This window comes from Verrucosispora sp. WMMA2044, assembly GCF_027497155.1.
Taxonomy (GTDB): domain Bacteria; phylum Actinomycetota; class Actinomycetes; order Mycobacteriales; family Micromonosporaceae; genus Micromonospora; species Micromonospora palythoicola.
In genome coordinates, this window is sequence record NZ_CP114913.1 from 4,609,026 (window position 1) to 4,625,228 (window position 16,203).

A 16,203-nucleotide genomic window follows, 5' to 3' on the forward strand; every position below is an offset into this window, starting at 1 on the left:
ACCTCAGTCCACCCCGGCCAGTAGTTTCGCCCGGGCGAACACGTCGTCCAGCATCTCTGGTGTCAACCGACCGGTGAAGGTGTTCTGCTGGCTGACGTGGTAGCAACCGAGCAGTTCCGGTCCGGTCGTGCCGGACCAGTGTGCCCCATGCCCGAACGGCGGTCGCGGGCTGGGCGGAGGGACGCCGTACCCAACGCGTAACGCCGGCCACCACGCGGCCCAGGCGAAGGCGCCCAACGCCACCACCACCCGCAGCGTCGGCCGGATCAGCTCGACCTCCCGGTGCAACCAGGGCGCGCAGGTGTCCCGCTCGCCCGGGGTGGGCTTGTTGTCCGGTGGGGCGCAGCGTACGGCGGCGAAGATCCGCGTGTCGCGCAGCGTCAGACCGTCGTCGGCGGCCACACTCGTCGGCTGGTTGGCCAGGCCGGCCCGGTGCAGGGCGGCGAAGAGCACGTCACCGGACCGGTCGCCGGTGAAGACCCGGCCGGTGCGGTTACCGCCGTGCGCGGCCGGGGCCAGCCCGAGGATGGCGATCCGGGCCGCCGGATCACCGAAGCCGGGCACCGGCCGCCCCCAGTACTCCTGATCGCGGAAGGCCGCCCGCCTGGTGCGGGCGACCTCCTCCCGCCAGTCGACCAAACGGGGGCAGGCGAAACAGTCGGCGACGCCCACGTCCAGGTCGGCCAGGTCCGTCGCGCGCGCGGCGCGGGCGACGACCTCGGTGGGAGTACGCGACTCAGCCAAGCTTTGCCCGGAAGAGTTCGAGGGTGCGTGCCCAGGCGCTGGTGGCGGCCCGCTGGTCGAACTTCTCCGGCCGGTCCTCGTTGAAGAAGGCGTGCGAGGTGCCCGGGTAGTCGTGCAGCTGGCAGGTGCCGCCGGAGTTCTCGATGGCCCGGCGTACCGCCTGCACACCCGGGTCCGCGGAGGTGCCGTCCGCCTCCGAGCAGTGCACCAGCGCGTCCTTGCCCGCGTAGTCGGTCCACTCGGTACGCATGCCCTCCCAGGGCAACCGGGGATAGAAGGCAGCGGTGGCGACGATCCGCTCGGAGAAGTTCGCCGCCCACAGCGCCAGGCTGGCCCCGGCGCAGAAGCCGGCGCAGCCCACCTTGCCGGTCACCTCGACGCGGCCGGCGAGGTAGTCGGCGGCGGCGGCGATCTCCTGTGCCGTCTCGTCCATCTGCGGCCCGTTGAGCAGCCGCCGGGGCTCACTCGGTTTCCCGGCTGGCTCACCGTGCCGGAAATCGGGTGCGAGGGCGACGAAGCCCGCCTCGGCGAAGCGGTCCACCACCGACCTGATGTGCGGCACGAGGCCCCACCAGTCCTGGATAACGATCACTGCCGGGCTCGCCGCGCCGGTGGCGGGTATCGCGAGATATCCCTCACCCGTGCCGCCATCACCACGGTAGGTCACCATCTCGCCCATCGGCCCGTCCTCCTAGCGGTCAGTCATCGTTGGCTGGTCGCCCAGTGGTCCTATGTGCGGGTAGCCTGCCACGCGGTGACCACCGCCGGGAAGATGCCGGAACAGTGGCATTCACCTCCTGTTCGCGCTGGCGCCGACACCTCCTGTTCGCGCTGGCGCCGACACCTCCTGTTCGCGCTAGCGCCGATACCTCCCGTTCGCGTTTGCCAGACTCCAGGCGATGCCGTCGAGGATGTCGTGCTCGGAGGCGATCACGGCGGTCATGCCGGCCCGTTCCATGGCGACCCGGAGCACCAACGCGCCGGCACCTATCACGTCCGCGCGGCCGGGATGCATCGCCGGGATGGCCAGCCGCTGCTCGCGCGTCAGGGCCAGCAGGTCGGCGGTGACCCTTGCCACCTGGTCGTACGACACCCGAGCATGGTGGATGCGGGCCGGGTCGTACCCGGTGAGGCCCTCGGCGATCGCGACCACGGTGGTGACCGAACCGGCGAGCCCGACAAGCGTGGCCGCCTGCCGCCCCGGCACGGCCGTCAGTGCGCGGTCCACCGCGACCGCGATGTCGGCCTGGGCGGCGGCGATCTCGTCCAGGCCGGGCGGGTCTGCGTGCAGGTGCCGCTCGGTCATCCGGACGCAACCGATGTCCATGGAGATCGCGGCGTCGACACCGCCGTCCCGGGTGCCGACGACGAACTCGGTCGAGCCGCCACCGATGTCCAGCACCAGGTACGGCGGCGCCGCGTCGGCGGGCAGGCCGCGGACGGCTCCGGTGAACGACAGCCGAGCCTCCTCGTCCCCGGTGACCACCTCCGGCGCGACGCCGAGCGTCTGCTCCACCATGGTCCGGAAGTCGGCCGCGTTCTCCGCGTCCCGGCTGGCCGAGGTGGCGCACATCCGCACCCGCTCGGCACCGAGCTTGTCGATCTCGGCGGCGTAGTCGGCGAGCGCGACCCGGGTCCGCTCGATCGCCTCCGGAGCGAGCCGGCCGGTGGCGTCCACCCCCTGGCCGAGCCGGACGATCTCCATCCGCCGACTCCGGTCCACCAGCGGCGCCTCCGGCCCGGCCGACGGATCCGGCAGGTCGGCCACCAGCAACCGGATCGAGTTGGTGCCACAGTCGATGGCCGCCACGCGCGTCGTCACGCCGGAAACCCTACCGCCACCGTCAGCAGGGTGGTCAGAGCCGCAGCAGCATGCGGGTGTTGCCCAGGGTGTTCGGCTTGACCCGTTCCAGGTCGAGGAACTCGGCGACGCCCTCGTCGTACGAGCGGAGCAGTTGCTCGTAGACGAGGTGCGGCACCGGGGCACCGTCGATCTCGGTGAAGCCGAACGAACCGAAGAACCGGGTCTCGAAGGTCAGCACGAAGATGCGGGCCACGCCCAGTTCCCGTGCCGCGCCGATCAGCTCCGCGACGATCCGGTGCCCGATCCGCTGCCCCCGGCAGCAGGGATCGACCGCCACCGTGCGGATCTCCGCCAGGTCCTCCCACATCACGTGCAGCGCGCCACAGCCCACCACCGTGCCGTCGGAGACCCGGCTGGCGACCCGGAACTCCTGCACGTCCTCGTACAGGGTGACAGTGGCCTTGCTGAGCAGGCGGCGGTCGTCGGTGTAGGTGTCGACCAGCCGTCGGATCGCCCGCACGTCGGCGGTCCGGGCCCGACGGATCACGACGTCGTCGTCGCTCACCCGCGCTCCGGCACGTCGACACAGGGTCCGGTCGTCCACCACGGCTCGACCAGGTCGAGCGTCTCGTCGCCGAACGGGTTGACCCCCGGCCCGGCGGCGAGCGCGTGACCGAGGTGGACGTGCAGACACTTCACCCGGCCGGGCATCCCACCGGCCGAGATGCCGGCGATCTCGGGCACCTCGGCGATGGCGTCCCGGCGGGTCAGGTAGTCCTCGTGGGCCGCGCGGTACCGGGCGGCCAGCTCCGGGTCGTCGGTCAGCCGCTGCGCCATCTCCTTCATCAGACCGGCCGACTCCAGCCGGCTGCACGCCGCGGTCGCCCGGGGACAGGTCAGGTAGAACAGCGTCGGGAAGGGAGTGCCGTCGGCCAGCCGGGGAGTCGTCTCCACCACGTCGGGCAGGCCGCACGGGCAGCGGTGAGCCACCGCCCGGGTGCCCCGGGGCGGGCGTCCGAGCTGCGCGGCCACCGCGGCCAGATCGGCCTCCGTGGCCGGTTCCCGCTTCGGCGGGGGTACGGAGGCCGCCGCCGGTTCCTGCGGTGGTACGACAGTCACGATGCCAGCTCTCGTCGGGTGCTCAGTCTTCGGTCTGGTGGGCGTCGGCGGCGCGCACGCTGGACCAGAGAGTGTCGTACCAGGGGTCGGGGGTGACCGGGGTGGCCGGGTCCTCGGCGGTGCCCGCCTCGCGGGCCGCGCCGGCCGGGTCGTCGAGCAGGATCAGCATCTTCTCACCGGGCCGCCGCATGAAGAACCGCTCCCGGGCCTGGGTCTCGATGTACGCCTCGTCCTGCCACTTCTCCGCCTGGGTGGTCAGCTCGGCGATCAGCTCCCGCTGGGCCGCCTGCGCCGCCTCCATCCGCTCGATGTCGGCCTGTTGGTCGAGGTAGACCCGGACCGGGTAGGTGTAGGCGAGGGCGAGCGCGATCAGCACCGCGAACAGCACGGTGGCGCGGCCGGTGAGACCTCGGGATCGGGGTGCGGACAGCCGCGTCACCGCGCCACCGGCGGCCGCGCGCCTGGCGGCGGCGGGGCGCTTGGCGGAGCGTACGCCCTCGGCACCGCGGGTGGCCGACGGCGCCCGGCCGGCGGCGGACCGCGACTCGGCGCGGACGCCGCCGTCGCGGGCCGTGCCGGCGCGGGCCGGCCGACGGACCGGACGCTGACCACCCGGCGTGCGGCGCTGCTGCATCACACCCCTCCCCCGAGGTACGGCATCGGTCAGGCGGAACGGTAGCGCGGGAAGGCCCCCGCACCGGCGTACCGCGCCGCGTCGGCCAGCTCCTCCTCGATCCGCAGGAGCTGGTTGTACTTCGCGACCCGGTCCGACCGGGCCGGCGCACCGGTCTTGATCTGGCCGCAACCGGTCGCCACCGCCAGATCGGCGATGGTGGTGTCCTCGGTCTCGCCGGAACGGTGGCTCATCATGCACTTGAAGCCGGCCCGGTGGGCGAGGTCCACCGCGTCCAGCGTCTCGGTGAGCGAGCCGATCTGGTTGACCTTGACCAGCACCGCGTTGGCCGCCTGCTCGGCGATGCCCCGGGCGATGCGCTGCGGGTTGGTGACGAACAGGTCGTCGCCGACGATCTGGATCCGGTCACCGATCGCGGCGGTCAGGGTCTGCCAGCCGGTCCAGTCGTCCTCGGCCAGCGGGTCCTCGATGGAGACGATCGGGTACGCGTCGGCCAGCTTGGTGTAGTACTCGCTCATCTCCGCGGCGCTCTTGGTCGCGCCCTCGAAGGTGTAGCTGCCGTCGGCGAAGAACTCGGTGGCGGCGACGTCGAGGGCGAAGACGATGTCGGTGCCGAGCCGGTAGCCGGCCTTCTCCACCGCCTCGGCGATCAGGTCCAGCGCGGCGGCGTTGGTGGGCAGGTTCGGCGCGAAGCCGCCCTCGTCGCCGAGCCCGGTGGACAGGTCCTTCTTCTTCAGCACCGACTTGAGCGCGTGGTACACCTCGGCACCGGACCGCAGCGCCTCCCGGAAGCTGGGCGCGCCGATCGGCGCGATCATGAACTCCTGGATGTCCACGTTGCTGTCGGCGTGCGCCCCACCGTTGAGGATGTTCATCATCGGCACCGGCAGCAGGTGTGCGTTCGGGCCGCCCAGGTAGCGGAAGAGACTCAGGTCGGCGCTGCCGGCCGCGGCCTTGGCCACCGCCAGGGACACCCCGAGGATCGCGTTTGCGCCCAGCTCGGCCTTGTTGTCGGTGCCGTCGATGTCGAGCATCTTCTGGTCGATCGCCCGCTGCTCGCTGGCTTCGTAGCCGATGAGCTGGTCGACGATCCGGTCCTCGATGTTGGCGACCGCCTTCTCCACTCCCTTGCCCAGGTAGCGGCCCTTGTCACCGTCGCGCAGCTCGATCGCCTCGAAGGCGCCGGTCGATGCGCCGGAGGGCACCGCCGCCCGGGAGATCGTGCCGTCGTCGAGCCCGACCTCGACCTCGACCGTCGGGTTGCCCCGCGAGTCCAGGATCTCCCGAGCCTCGATTACCTCGATGGTTGCCACTGAGTCGCTCCTCGTTCGTGTGGTCTCGTCCGGTATGGGCCGCGACGGTGCGGCAGCGGCAGGTGTTGAACGCAGCGTATCGGTCCCCGCCTCGCGGCACGGCGACCGGGCGGGTCCACGACCACGCTCCGGTACCCGACGGGTCGGACATTCCCGGATTCTCGTGCCTCAACCGGCAACCGGTTTGCACGAGCGGGACCCGATCGACAAGGCTGGTCGCCATGCCCGCCGCTTCGACCACGCTCCGTACGCTCGCCGTGTCGGTCATCGCGTTGCTCACCGTCACCGGTTGTCAGGCCCTGGACGACGCCGGGCGGGCCATGGGGCGATCCGACATCGTCAACGACCTCGCCGCGCGGATGGACCGGGCGCTGGAGCTGACCTATTCGGCGGAGTACCAGCTTCCGGGCGGGCGGAGCGCCTCGTTCGTCCAGTCGCAGGACCCGGCCCGGTCCAGCTACACCTGGCCTGGCGGAAAGCTGACCGTCACCGACGAGGCGACCACCCGGTGCGACACCGACGGCGATCGGACCGTCTGCACCGTGGAGGAGCCGCCCGCCCCCAACAGCAAGCCCTCGGTGGTGGTCTTCGCCGAGGCCGAGTTGCAGGGGCTGGTCACGCCTCCGATGGTGATGGGCCGGCTGACCGCCGCGGCGTTGGATCCGGACGCGGTCATCACCGAGCGCAGCAGCACCGTCGTCGGCCACCACGCGACCTGCGTCGACGTGCGTCAGAACGGGGAGAGCTTCACCGCCTGCGTGACCGGGGAGGGCGCGCTGGGCAGCTTCACCGGCCAGGTCGACGGGCAACCGGTCGAGCTGGCGCTGAGCCGCTACCGCGACCAGGTCGACGGCGGTGCCTTCGACCTGCCGGCGAATGCCGACGTGGTGGACCGGCGCACCGAGGGCCCCTGAGCCGACCCCCGCGGCCGGGCCGGACGGCCTACAGGTCGAGCAGGGTGCGCAGGTGGCGCGGTGGCGGGCTGCCGTGCGCGAGCATCTCGTCGTGCCAGTCCCGCAGCGGCACGTGGTGTGGGCGAGCGGCGGCGATCTCGGCCATCTCGCTGTAGCCGACGAAGTACGTCGACAGCTGCGCCGAGGTCAGCAGCGCGCGACGCCACTTGCCGGCCGCCTCGCCCTCCTCCTGGAAGCCGCGTCCGGTCAACAGCGCCATCGCCTCCGCCTCCGGCAGATCCTCGGCGTGCGTCAGCTGATCGAGCAGCGCGTTGAGGGTCATCCGCAGCTGCATCTTCAGCTGCTGCAACCGCACCGGCAGGCCACCGAAGCCGCGGTCGACCGTCAGCTCCTCGGCGTAGACCGCCCACCCCTCGACGAAGGGGCCGGAGCGGATCAACGCCCGTACCCGGGTGGAGCCGGCGTACCTTCGGGCGTGGGCGAGTTGGAGGAAGTGGCCCGGCATCGCCTCGTGCACGGTGAGGTTGCGGATCATGTGGTCGTTGTACTCGCGGTAGAACGACTCCACCCGACGCGCGGGCCAGTCCACCGGTGTCGGCGCGATGCAGTAGAACGTCGGAACGGCGGCGGTCTCCAGACCACCGGGCGCGTCGCAGTAGGCCACCGCCACACCCCGGGCGAACTGCGGCATCACCTGGATGACGCACGGGTCGTCCGGCACGGTCACCAGGTCGTGCGCCCGGACGACGTCACTCGCCTCGTCCAGGGTGATCGAGGCCAGGTCGACGATCGTGTGGTCGTCGGGGTGTTCGGCGGCGAGCAGGTCGAGGGCCCGGCGTACGGTCTCGTCGTCGGCCGGGCCACCGACCAGTTCGACCGCCGCCGCGCGGATCTCGTCGGTGACCCGGTCGAGGTTCGCCCAGGCCCGCCGCTGAATCTCGGCGGCGCTCAGCTCGGTGTCGAGGGTGTGCCACAGGCGCGCCTCCCAGCGACGCCGACCCAGGCGGGGATCGCGGCCCGGGCCGGCGTCGGCGGTCAGGCCGACACGCAGCCAGGCGACGAATTCGTCGAGCGCGGCCAGCGCCGAGGTGGCCGCCGGCTCGATCCGGTCGAAGCCGACGGGGGCCCGCGCGAGCAGTGCGGGAACCTCGTCGCGGATCAGCGCCGCCACCCCGGTGAACTGGCCGACCGCCGTCTCCGCGTGGATCCGGGGCATGTCACGCAACGTCGCGCGCGCGGTGGCCAGCGCATCCGGGACCGCGGCGAGGCGGCCGGCGAGGGCGGCCAACCGCACCTCCACCGGCGCGTACGGGCGCGACAGCAGGGCGTGCAGCAGTGGACCGGGATTGTGGACGAGCGGGTCCCACTCGTGTCCCCGGATCTCGGTCAGCTCGAACAGCTCCCGGTCGACGAGTGCGGAGAGCAGGGCGTGGTCCACCCGTTCCTCGACGTCGAGGTCGTCGGGGTCGATCTCGACGAGCGCGCTCGCCGCGTCGACGAGCATCGCCCGGTCCCCCGCGACCGCGTCGGCTGAGAAATCCGGCAGCCGATCGTCGACCCGATGGTCCCCCGCCGTCCCGGCGAGCCCCGGCCGACTCCTTAGCAACGCCTCGACAACCCGCTCCCCCACCACCTGAAACCGCTCCACCCCCCGACCCTAACCACCCGCCCCCGGGCCGCCAGTTGATCAAGAAGTTTTGGTCGCTCCCGAGCCGGCGGTGGACGCAAACTTCTTGGTCAACCGGGGCTGGGGGGTGGGGTTGTTTCGGTGGTGCGGAGGGTTTGGGCGTGAGCCAGGGTGGTGCGGCGGAGGGCGGCTTCGGGGTCGAGGTCGGTCGCGTTGGCTTGGGCGACCAGGGCGAGCAGGTGGGCGCCGAGGGTGGATTCCGGATCCGGTTGCGCCTGCGGTGCTGGCAGCGGCGCGGTGACGCCGGCGCGGGCGGCACGCTCCAGGATCTTCGCCGCCAGGGCGAGCGCCGGTTGGCTCAGTGCGATGCCGTCGAGGACCGAGTCACGGGCCTTCTCCGCCTGCTTGATCCGCTCCCAGTTGGCGGTGATCTCCTCCAGGGTGCCCGCCTCGGCACCGGCGAAGACGTGCGGATTGCGCCGGATCATCTTGTCCACCAACCCACCGGCCACGTCGTCGATGGTCCAGCGTTCGTCCTCGGGCAACTCCTCGGCCAACCGGGCGTGCAGCACCACCTGGAGCAGCACGTCGCCCAGCTCCTCGCGCAGCGCGTCGGTGTCCCCCGCGCTCATCGCGTCGTACGCCTCGTAGCTCTCCTCCAGCAGGAAGCGGGCCAGGCTGCGGTGGGTCTGCGCCCGCTTCCACGGATCCCCGCCGGGCGAGAGCAGCCGGTCGAGCACCGCCACCGCGTCCAGCAGGCGAGCGCCCGGGGGATCCCACGAGCCGTACATCAGCTCCAGCTCCGCCAACCCTGGCTCGCGGGCCAGCCGCAGCCCCAGCTCCCGGGCCACCGACTCGTCACCGGCCGGGCCGGCCAGCCAGACCACCGTGTCGTGCGCCGCCACCGCGTCCAGCAGCGCCGGCACCGGCGGCCCGTCGAGCACCCGCACCTCGGCGCCCGCCGACCGCAGCGCCGTGGTCAGCTCGCTCTCCTCGGCGACCAGCACCGGAGCCGCGCGTACGACGTCCCAGGCGGTTGCCGTCAGCAGCCCGGCCGGCAACCGGGGCGAGGTCACCAGCAGGACGATCCGGGGCATGCTCAGCCGGCGGTCGGTACGGGCGGCTCGGGGCGCGACTGCGGGGTGGAGATGTCGGTGACCGTGTCGGAGGCCGGCTCACCCAGCGGCACGCCCACCGCGATGGCCTGCCCGGTGAAGCTCAGCACCGGGAACACCAGCGGCCGGTACCGGGGGTTGACCGTCACGTCGTACGTCTCGACGGCCTCGCGCAGCGAGTTGCGGTTGGCCAGGGCCTGGCGCAGCTGGTCGCCGTCGAGCTGGGCGGCGGCCTGCTCGACGGTCACCTCGGGCGGCACCGCGCCGGCCCGCTTGCCCGCCTCGACCAGGTCGATGAGCTCCTGCTCGGTGGGGGCCACCGGAGCGCCGATCGGGATGCCGGACAGGCAGGTGTAAAGCTCGGCCACCTGCCGCACGTACCCCGTCTCCGGGCTCAGGCCGAGGCCCTGCGCCACCTGCGCGGGGTCGACCTGGTTCTGCGGCCGGTAGCCCTCGTCGGCGGAGACCCGCTCGCAGACCTCGCTGAGCACCAGCGTGCTCACCACCTGGCTACGCCCGGGCATCTGGGGCTCCTGACCGGGCGGCGGAGGCTCCTGGCCGGGCGGCACCTCGTCCCCCTCGGTCGGGGTCGGGTTCTTCGCCTGAGCGTCCTCGATGATCCCGGTGACCGCGTCCTCGGTGATCCGATGGTCACCGACGTACGCGGCGACACCGGGCTCGGAACGGCAACCGGCGAGGGCGACGAGGCCGACCGCCACGCTGGCGACGGCGACAAGACGGCGAGCACGCATGCCCGTCACTCTCTCATGCCCCCTGACCGCCGGTGACACCGGCGGGTGCGCCCAGGACGTCGGAGAGGAGTTGGGCGCACCACTCGAGCAGGGGCTGGTCGCGCAGCGGTTCGCCACCGACCCGACGGGTGGTCGGACGAGGCACGCTGACCTGGTCGAGGGCGGCCTTGTAGACCGAGTCGGGGTGGTAGCGCTTGAGCCGCAACTGCTTGGAGTCGGGCAGCGGCAGCGGACCGAACCGGATGTGTTTGCCCTGCATGCTGACGTCGGTGAGGCCGTAGGACCGGGCCAGCAGCCGGAACCGGGCCACCGCGATCAGGTTCTGCACGGGTGCGGGCGGCTCGCCGTACCGGTCGGTCATCTCGGCGGCCACCTCGCGCAGCCGCTCCTCGTCGCGCGCCTCCGCCAGCTTGCGGTACATCTCCAGGCGCAGCCGTTCCACCCCCACGTAGTCGTGCGGCAGGTGCGCGTCCACCGGGAGGTCGATCTTGATATCGGTCTCCTCCTCCGGACGCTCGCCCTTGAACGCCTGCACCGCCTCACCGACCATCCGCACGTACAGGTCGAACCCGACGCCCTCGATGTGCCCGGACTGCTCGCCGCCGAGCAGGTTGCCGGCGCCCCGGATCTCCAGGTCCTTCATGGCCACGTACATGCCGGCGCCCAGCTCGGTGTGCTGGGCGATGGTGGCCAGCCGCTCGTGGGCGTGCTCGGTGAGCGGCTTGTCCGGCGGATAGAGGAAGTACGCGTACGCCCGCTCCCGGCCCCGGCCCACCCGGCCCCGGATCTGGTGCAGCTGAGCCAGGCCGAGCAGGTCGGCCCGCTCCACGATCAGCGTGTTGGCGTTCGGGATGTCGATGCCGGACTCGACGATCGTGGTGCAGACCAGGACGTCGTACTCCTTCTCCCAGAAGCCGACCATGACCTTCTCCAGGGCGTCCTCACCCATCTGCCCGTGCGCCACCGCCACCCGCGCCTCGGGCACCAGCTCGCGCAGCCGGCGGGCGGTCCGCTCGATCGACTCGACCCGGTTGTGCAGGTAGAAGACCTGACCGTCGCGGAGCAGCTCACGGTGGATCGCGGCGGCCACCTGCCGGTCGTCCTGGGCGCCGACGGCGGTGAGCACCGGGTGCCGCTCCTCCGGCGGGGTGGCGATCGTGGACATCTCCCGGATGCCGGTGATCGCCATCTCCAGGGTGCGCGGAATCGGGGTGGCGGACATGCTCAGCACGTCGACCGCCGCCCGCATCGACTTGAGGTGCTCCTTGTGCTCGACGCCGAAACGCTGCTCCTCGTCGACGATGACCAGCCCGAGCGACTTGAACCGGGTGGCCGACGCCAGCAGCCGGTGGGTGCCGATGACGATGTCGGCGGTGCCGTCGGCGACCATGGCGAGGGTCTGCTCCGCCTCCTTGGGCGTCTGGAAGCGGGACAGCTGCCGGATGGTCACCGGGAACTGGCTCATCCGCTCGGCGAAGGTGTTGTAGTGCTGCTGCACCAGCAGCGTGGTCGGCACCAGCACGGCCACCTGCTTACCGTCCTGCACCGCCTTGAACGCCGCCCGTACCGCGATCTCGGTCTTGCCGTAGCCGACGTCGCCGCAGATCAGCCGGTCCATCGGGATGCTCTGCTCCATGTCCCGCTTGACCTCTTCAATGGCGGCGAGCTGGTCGGGCGTCTCCTGCCAGGGGAAGGCGTCCTCCAACTCCCGCTGCCACGGGGTGTCCGGCCCGAAGTTGTGCCCCTTGGACGCCTTGCGGGCGGCGTAGAGCTGGATCAGCTGGGCGGCGATCTCCTTGACCGCCTTGCGGGCCCGGGCCTTGGACTTCTGCCAGTCCGAGCCGCCCATCTTGTGCAGGGTGGGCTGCTCGCCGCCGACGTAGCGGCTCAACTGGTCGAGCTGGTCGGTGGGGACGAAGAGGCGGTCACCGGGCTGGCCGCGCTTGCTCGGGGCGTACTCGATGACGAGGTACTCGCGGGAGGCGCCGTTGACGGTGCGCTGCACCAGTTCGACGTACCGGCCGATGCCGTGCTGCTCGTGCACCACGTGGTCACCGGCGCGCAGCTCAAGCGGGTCGATGGTGTTGCGCCGCCGGCTCGGCATCTTCCGCATGTCCCGGGTCGACACGCCCCGACCGCCGGTCACGTCGCTGCCGGTGAGCAGCACGAACCGGGCCGCCTCGTCGACGAAGCCACCGGTCAGGCTGCCGCAGGTGACCAGCAGCTCACCCGGGGCGGGCGCGGCCGGCACCTCCTCGGTCAGCCGGGCACCGAGACCGCCGTCACGAAGCACCTCGACGGCCCGTTGGGCGGGGCCGTGCCCCTCGAAGACCAACGCGATCGACCAGCCCTCGCCGGCCCACCGCTTGAGGTCGTCGACCACCCGGGCGGTCTCGCCGTGGTAGAGCGGTGCGGGCTGGGCCGCCAGGGCCACCGCGATGGCGTCGTCGGGGGTGACGTCGACCGCCGCCGGCTCGTCCTCCCAGGGCTGCCGGGTCGCGGCTGGGCCGACCGGCTCGGCCAGGCCGAACGGGGACAGCGTCCACCAGGGCTGGCGCAGCGTCGCGGCGTGCGCGCGTACGTCGGCGAGGGTGTGGAAGGCGGCGGCGCCGAGGTCGACCGGGGCCTGGCCACCGACGGCGGCCGCGGCCCAGCTGGCCTGGAGGAATTCCTCCGAGGTACGCACCAGATCGTGCGCCCGGGTGCGGATCCGCTCCGGGTCGCAGAGCAGCACGTGGGTGCCGGCCGGCATGCAGTCCAGCAGCAGCTCCATCGAGTCGTCGCCGATCAACGCCGGGGCCAGGGACTCCATGCCCTCTACCGGCACCCCGCCGGCCAGCTTGTCCAGGATCTCGGCCAGCTCCGGGTGCTGCTGCGCGAGGATGGCGGCCCGCTCCCGGATCTCGGGGGTGAGCAGAAGTTCCCGGCAGGGCGGGGCCCAGAGCTGGGGGATCTGCTCGATGGTGCGCTGGTCGGCGACGGCGAAGGTGCGGATCTCCTCCACCTCGTCGCCCCAGAACTCGACCCGGGACGGGTGCTCGTCGGTGGGCGGGAAGACGTCCAGGATGCCGCCGCGCACGGCGAACTCGCCCCGCTTGGTGACCAGGTCGACGCGGGCGTACGCCATGTCGGTGAGCCGGCGGGCGACCTGCTCCAGGTCGGCCTCGTCACCGGCGGCCAACCGGACCGGTTCCAGATCGCCGAGCCCCTTGAGCTGGGGTTGCAGCACCGAGCGGACGGGGGCCACCACCACCCGAAGCGGGCCGGTGCGGCCGTGCGCGTCCGCCGAGTCCGGGTGCGCGAGCCGGCGCAGCACGGCCAACCGCCGGCCGACGGTGTCGGAGCGTGGGGAGAGTCGCTCGTGCGGCAGCGTCTCCCAGCTCGGGAAGATCGCCACCTGCTCGGGCGGCAGCAGGCTGCCCAGCGCGGCGACGAGATCCTCGGCCTCGCGGCTGGTGGCGGTGACCGCCAGCACCGCCCGCCCCGCGCCGCCAGCCGTCGCACCGCTGCCCGAGCCGCCGCCGCTAGCCGGGCCGCCGGCACGGTCGTCGGGATCCGCCGCGACCGCGGCGACCGCGAACGGGCGCAGTGCCGGTGGGGCGGTCAGGTCGAGTCCGTCGACCTGGGCCGCACCGGAGCGCGCCAGGTCACGGACGCGGGCCAGGCCCGGGTCGGCCAGGGCGGCGGCGAACAGTCCGGTGAGCGCAGTCATGATCACTTCCGAGGTGGGGACACGACGATCACCCCGCGTCCAGCCCGGACGGGGGGTGCGGGTGCCAGCCTAGCTCTGCCCACCGACCTTCACCCCGCTTCCCACCCTCCCGGCCGACGCCTCGCCGAAGCGCCCCGACCATCCCGAGGCGTGTGCAACTGCGGGGAAAGTGCAGGCTGCGGGGCGTGGGAGGCGACACTCTCCCCGAAGTTGTCGCCTCGACCGGGACGGCAGAGGCAGTGGCGGATCTTGACTGGTCGGGTGGGGGGTGATCGGGTGGGAGCGTGAGTGGGCAGTGGCGGGCGCAGTTCGACGCGGTGGTCGCTTTCGCCAACGGCGGAAGCCTGAGCACCGAGGGGTTCCGGCTGGACATCCCGGGCGACCGGATCGACGACGCCGACCTGGCGGCGCTGTTCGTCCGGCATCTCGGCCTGCTGATGGTCGCCGAGGTACGGATCACCAACAAGACGATCATCGAGGAACCGCACAAGGGTGGACGCGCCGTCGGCGGTGCCCCGGACGGCGTGACCGGGCGGCGGCTGATCGAGCTGAGCCACCTGGTCACCGACGGGATGATCACCCTGCCCGGCTGGCCGGCCCCGAAGATCACCGAGTGGCTGAGCCGCGAGGCGTCCCGCGAGCACTACGCGCCGGACACCGAGTTCCACGTGGCCCGGATCGACATGATCGCCAACACCGGCACCTACCTGGACACCCCCGCCCACCGGTACGCCGACGGTGTCGACCTGTCCGGTTTCCCGCTGGACCGCCTCGCCGACCTGCCCGGACTCGTCGTCCGGCTGCCCGCCGACACCCGCGCGGTGGACCGGCTGCTACTGGCGCCGTACGACGTGGCCGGCAAGGCGGTGCTGCTGCACACCGGCTGGGACGCGCACTTCGGCACCGACCGGTACGGCGCCCCGGAGGCGCCCCATCTGACCGGTGACGGCGCACAGGCGCTGGTGGACGCGGGCGCCGCCCTGGTCGGCATCGACTCGATCAACATTGACGCCATGGGTCCCGCGGCCGGCGGTGAGCGGCCCGCGCACAGCCTCCTGCTGGCCGCCGGCATCCCGATCGTGGAGCACCTGACCGGGCTGGACGCCCTGCCGCCGGACGGCTTCCGGTTCACCGCCGCGCCACCGAGGGTGGCCGGCATGGGCACCTTCCCCGTCCGCGCCTTCGCCGCCGTGGACTGAGGCGCGTCGTGGACCGGGCGTCGTGGACTGCGGGGCACGGTCAACTCCGGATGCGGGATGTCGCGGCTTCCGTCGGCGCGGATACCGCGACATCCCGCATGTCGAGTGGATGTCGCGCCTCGGTGGCTGGCTCGGCCGTCAGTAGCGCACCGAGATGCGCTGCCGGACCGCGTCCACCCGGACCTCGCCGCCGTACGGGATGATCAGTTGCGGGTCGGTGTGACCGAAGTCGACGTCGAAGACCAGGACCGTGTCGGTGGCGTACTCGGCGAAGGCCCGGGTGACGGCGGCCCGCTGGTCCTCGGCGTACGCCTTCTTCTCGGCCGGGGTGAGCCGGCGGCCGAACTCCCACGCCTTGGCGCGACCGACGAGCGCGGCGGGGAAGCCGTCGAGCAGGCCACGCTCACCGAGGTTACGCAGCATGCGGTAGACCTCGACGGCCGGCGGCAGTTCCTCCGAGGTCTCCATCAGGAAGACCGACCCGGCCAGCGTGGCCGCCGGTGCGACCCGGTCGGCGGCGAGCAGCCAGTGCAGCACCTCCAGGTTGCCGCCCCAGGTGCGTCCCTCGACCACCTTCGCCGGCCCCTGCCAACGCCAGCCGGTGCCGGGGAACATCACCGGCTCGGCGGCGAGGGACGCGGGATCGTTCCAGTCGTTCGGCTCATCGCCCCACTGCGCCGCCGGGGTCAGGTCGTACCAGTCGCTGCCGAACAGCGCCGCGCGCAGCGAGTCGGCGGTCAGCGGGTGCAGCGCGCCGGGGCGGCCGAGGTGCACCAGCACCGAACCGCCGTGGTAGCTGACCACGCCCAGCCGGTGCAGGTGGTTGAGCACGTTGGTGTTGTCGGAGTACCCGAAGTAGGGCTTCGGGTTGGCCCGTAGCACCTCGTCGTCCAGATGAGGCGTCACGGTGATCAGATCGTCGCCGCCGACGGTGGCCAGCACGGCGGTGATCGTCGGATCGGCGAAGGCGGCGGTCAGGTCCCGGGCACGGTCACGCGGGTCGGCACCCATGATCCGGGTGGTCGGGTACTCGACCGGCTCCAGGCCGTACTCCGCACGCAGCCGGCGCAGCCCCAGTTCGTACACGTGCGGGAAGAGACCTGGCAGACCGGCGGAGGGTGAGACGATCGCCACTCGATCGCCAGGTCGGGGCTTCGGGGGCTCAACCAACGACGTCATGTCCCGACGCTATCGGCCGTGAACAGCGGTTTTCGGCCTCCGGAAGTCCTCGACCGGCGCACCTCGGCAGCGTCGACGCCCGGTCGGGGTC

The 16,203-nt window shown here is 72.2% G+C and carries 14 protein-coding genes; 2 read left to right on the forward strand and 12 right to left on the reverse strand.

What is annotated here, in order from left to right; translation table 11 throughout:
* Nucleotides 1-3: 3 nt before the first annotated feature.
* From O3597_RS20910 to eno, 7 genes are all read right to left on the reverse strand, one after another.
* The gene (locus tag O3597_RS20910; protein WP_281602160.1) at nt 4-744 is read right to left on the reverse strand and encodes a uracil-DNA glycosylase; all 741 of its coding nucleotides are present in this window, start codon (nt 742-744) and stop codon (nt 4-6) included.
* Nucleotides 737-1,423 (reverse strand): dienelactone hydrolase family protein, encoded by a 687-nt coding sequence (locus tag O3597_RS20915; protein ID WP_164446090.1) that lies wholly within the window; start codon nt 1,421-1,423, stop codon nt 737-739. Before O3597_RS20915 ends, O3597_RS20910 begins: the two co-directional genes overlap by 8 nt.
* A 177-nt stretch (nt 1,424-1,600) precedes the next feature.
* Complete coding sequence (locus tag O3597_RS20920) at nt 1,601-2,554, reverse strand: Ppx/GppA phosphatase family protein (RefSeq protein WP_281604602.1); 954 nt, start codon at nt 2,552-2,554, stop codon at nt 1,601-1,603.
* 46 nt (nt 2,555-2,600) lie between these two features.
* Nucleotides 2,601-3,113, reverse strand: coding sequence for an amino-acid N-acetyltransferase (locus O3597_RS20925; protein WP_164446091.1), 513 nt, complete (start codon nt 3,111-3,113; stop codon nt 2,601-2,603).
* Nucleotides 3,110-3,667 (reverse strand): DUF501 domain-containing protein, encoded by a 558-nt coding sequence (locus tag O3597_RS20930; protein WP_164446092.1) that lies wholly within the window; start codon nt 3,665-3,667, stop codon nt 3,110-3,112. The genes O3597_RS20925 and O3597_RS20930 overlap by 4 nt, the downstream gene beginning before the upstream one ends.
* Before the next feature lie 22 nt (nt 3,668-3,689).
* Nucleotides 3,690-4,301: a septum formation initiator family protein gene (locus O3597_RS20935; protein WP_281602161.1), complete on the reverse strand. Its 612-nt coding sequence runs from the start codon at nt 4,299-4,301 to the stop codon at nt 3,690-3,692.
* A 29-nt stretch (nt 4,302-4,330) separates the two neighbouring features.
* The gene (gene eno, locus O3597_RS20940) at nt 4,331-5,614 is read right to left on the reverse strand and encodes a phosphopyruvate hydratase (protein ID WP_281602162.1); all 1,284 of its coding nucleotides are present in this window, start codon (nt 5,612-5,614) and stop codon (nt 4,331-4,333) included.
* Between the two features lie 221 nt (nt 5,615-5,835).
* Between eno and O3597_RS20945 the strand changes: the two genes are divergently transcribed.
* The gene (locus tag O3597_RS20945) at nt 5,836-6,528 is read left to right on the forward strand and encodes a hypothetical protein (RefSeq protein WP_164446095.1); all 693 of its coding nucleotides are present in this window, start codon (nt 5,836-5,838) and stop codon (nt 6,526-6,528) included.
* 28 nt (nt 6,529-6,556) lie between these two features.
* On the opposite strand, the gene O3597_RS20950 is transcribed toward O3597_RS20945, so the two are convergent.
* The 4 genes from O3597_RS20950 to mfd form a co-directional block, all read right to left on the reverse strand.
* The gene (locus tag O3597_RS20950) at nt 6,557-8,176 is read right to left on the reverse strand and encodes a DUF885 domain-containing protein (protein WP_281602163.1); all 1,620 of its coding nucleotides are present in this window, start codon (nt 8,174-8,176) and stop codon (nt 6,557-6,559) included.
* Nucleotides 8,177-8,265: 89 nt separating this feature from the next.
* Complete coding sequence (locus tag O3597_RS20955; RefSeq protein ID WP_164446097.1) at nt 8,266-9,252, reverse strand: nucleoside triphosphate pyrophosphohydrolase; 987 nt, start codon at nt 9,250-9,252, stop codon at nt 8,266-8,268.
* Nucleotides 9,253-9,254: 2 nt separating this feature from the next.
* A complete protein-coding gene (locus tag O3597_RS20960; RefSeq protein WP_281602164.1) occupies nt 9,255-10,022 on the reverse strand; it encodes a hypothetical protein in 768 nt (255 codons plus the stop codon).
* A 13-nt stretch (nt 10,023-10,035) separates the two neighbouring features.
* On the reverse strand, nt 10,036-13,734 hold the full coding sequence (gene mfd, locus O3597_RS20965) for a transcription-repair coupling factor (RefSeq protein WP_281602165.1): 3,699 nt from the start codon (nt 13,732-13,734) through the stop codon (nt 10,036-10,038).
* Between the two features lie 284 nt (nt 13,735-14,018).
* Here mfd and O3597_RS20970 point away from each other — a divergent pair, with 284 nt between their 5' ends.
* Complete coding sequence (locus O3597_RS20970; protein ID WP_281602166.1) at nt 14,019-14,933, forward strand: cyclase family protein; 915 nt, start codon at nt 14,019-14,021, stop codon at nt 14,931-14,933.
* Nucleotides 14,934-15,071: 138 nt separating this feature from the next.
* On the opposite strand, the gene O3597_RS20975 is transcribed toward O3597_RS20970, so the two are convergent.
* Nucleotides 15,072-16,112, reverse strand: a complete 1,041-nt coding sequence (locus O3597_RS20975; protein WP_281602167.1) for a S66 peptidase family protein — start codon at nt 16,110-16,112, stop codon at nt 15,072-15,074.
* Between the last annotated feature and the right edge of the window lie 91 nt (nt 16,113-16,203).

Bases quoted from the DNA above. Each gene is read 5' to 3' on its own strand.
- O3597_RS20915 (WP_164446090.1), bottom strand. From the start codon at position 1,423: ATGGGCGAGATGGTGACCTACCGTGGTGATGGCGGCACGGGTGAGGGA.
- O3597_RS20935 (WP_281602161.1), bottom strand. From the start codon at position 4,301: ATGCAGCAGCGCCGCACGCCGGGTGGTCAGCGTCCGGTCCGTCGGCCG.
- O3597_RS20945 (WP_164446095.1), top strand. From the start codon at position 5,836: ATGCCCGCCGCTTCGACCACGCTCCGTACGCTCGCCGTGTCGGTCATC.
- O3597_RS20955 (WP_164446097.1), bottom strand. From the start codon at position 9,252: ATGCCCCGGATCGTCCTGCTGGTGACCTCGCCCCGGTTGCCGGCCGGG.
- O3597_RS20960 (WP_281602164.1), bottom strand. From the start codon at position 10,022: ATGCGTGCTCGCCGTCTTGTCGCCGTCGCCAGCGTGGCGGTCGGCCTC.
- mfd (WP_281602165.1), bottom strand. From the start codon at position 13,734: ATGACTGCGCTCACCGGACTGTTCGCCGCCGCCCTGGCCGACCCGGGC.
- O3597_RS20975 (WP_281602167.1), bottom strand. From the start codon at position 16,112: ATGACGTCGTTGGTTGAGCCCCCGAAGCCCCGACCTGGCGATCGAGTG.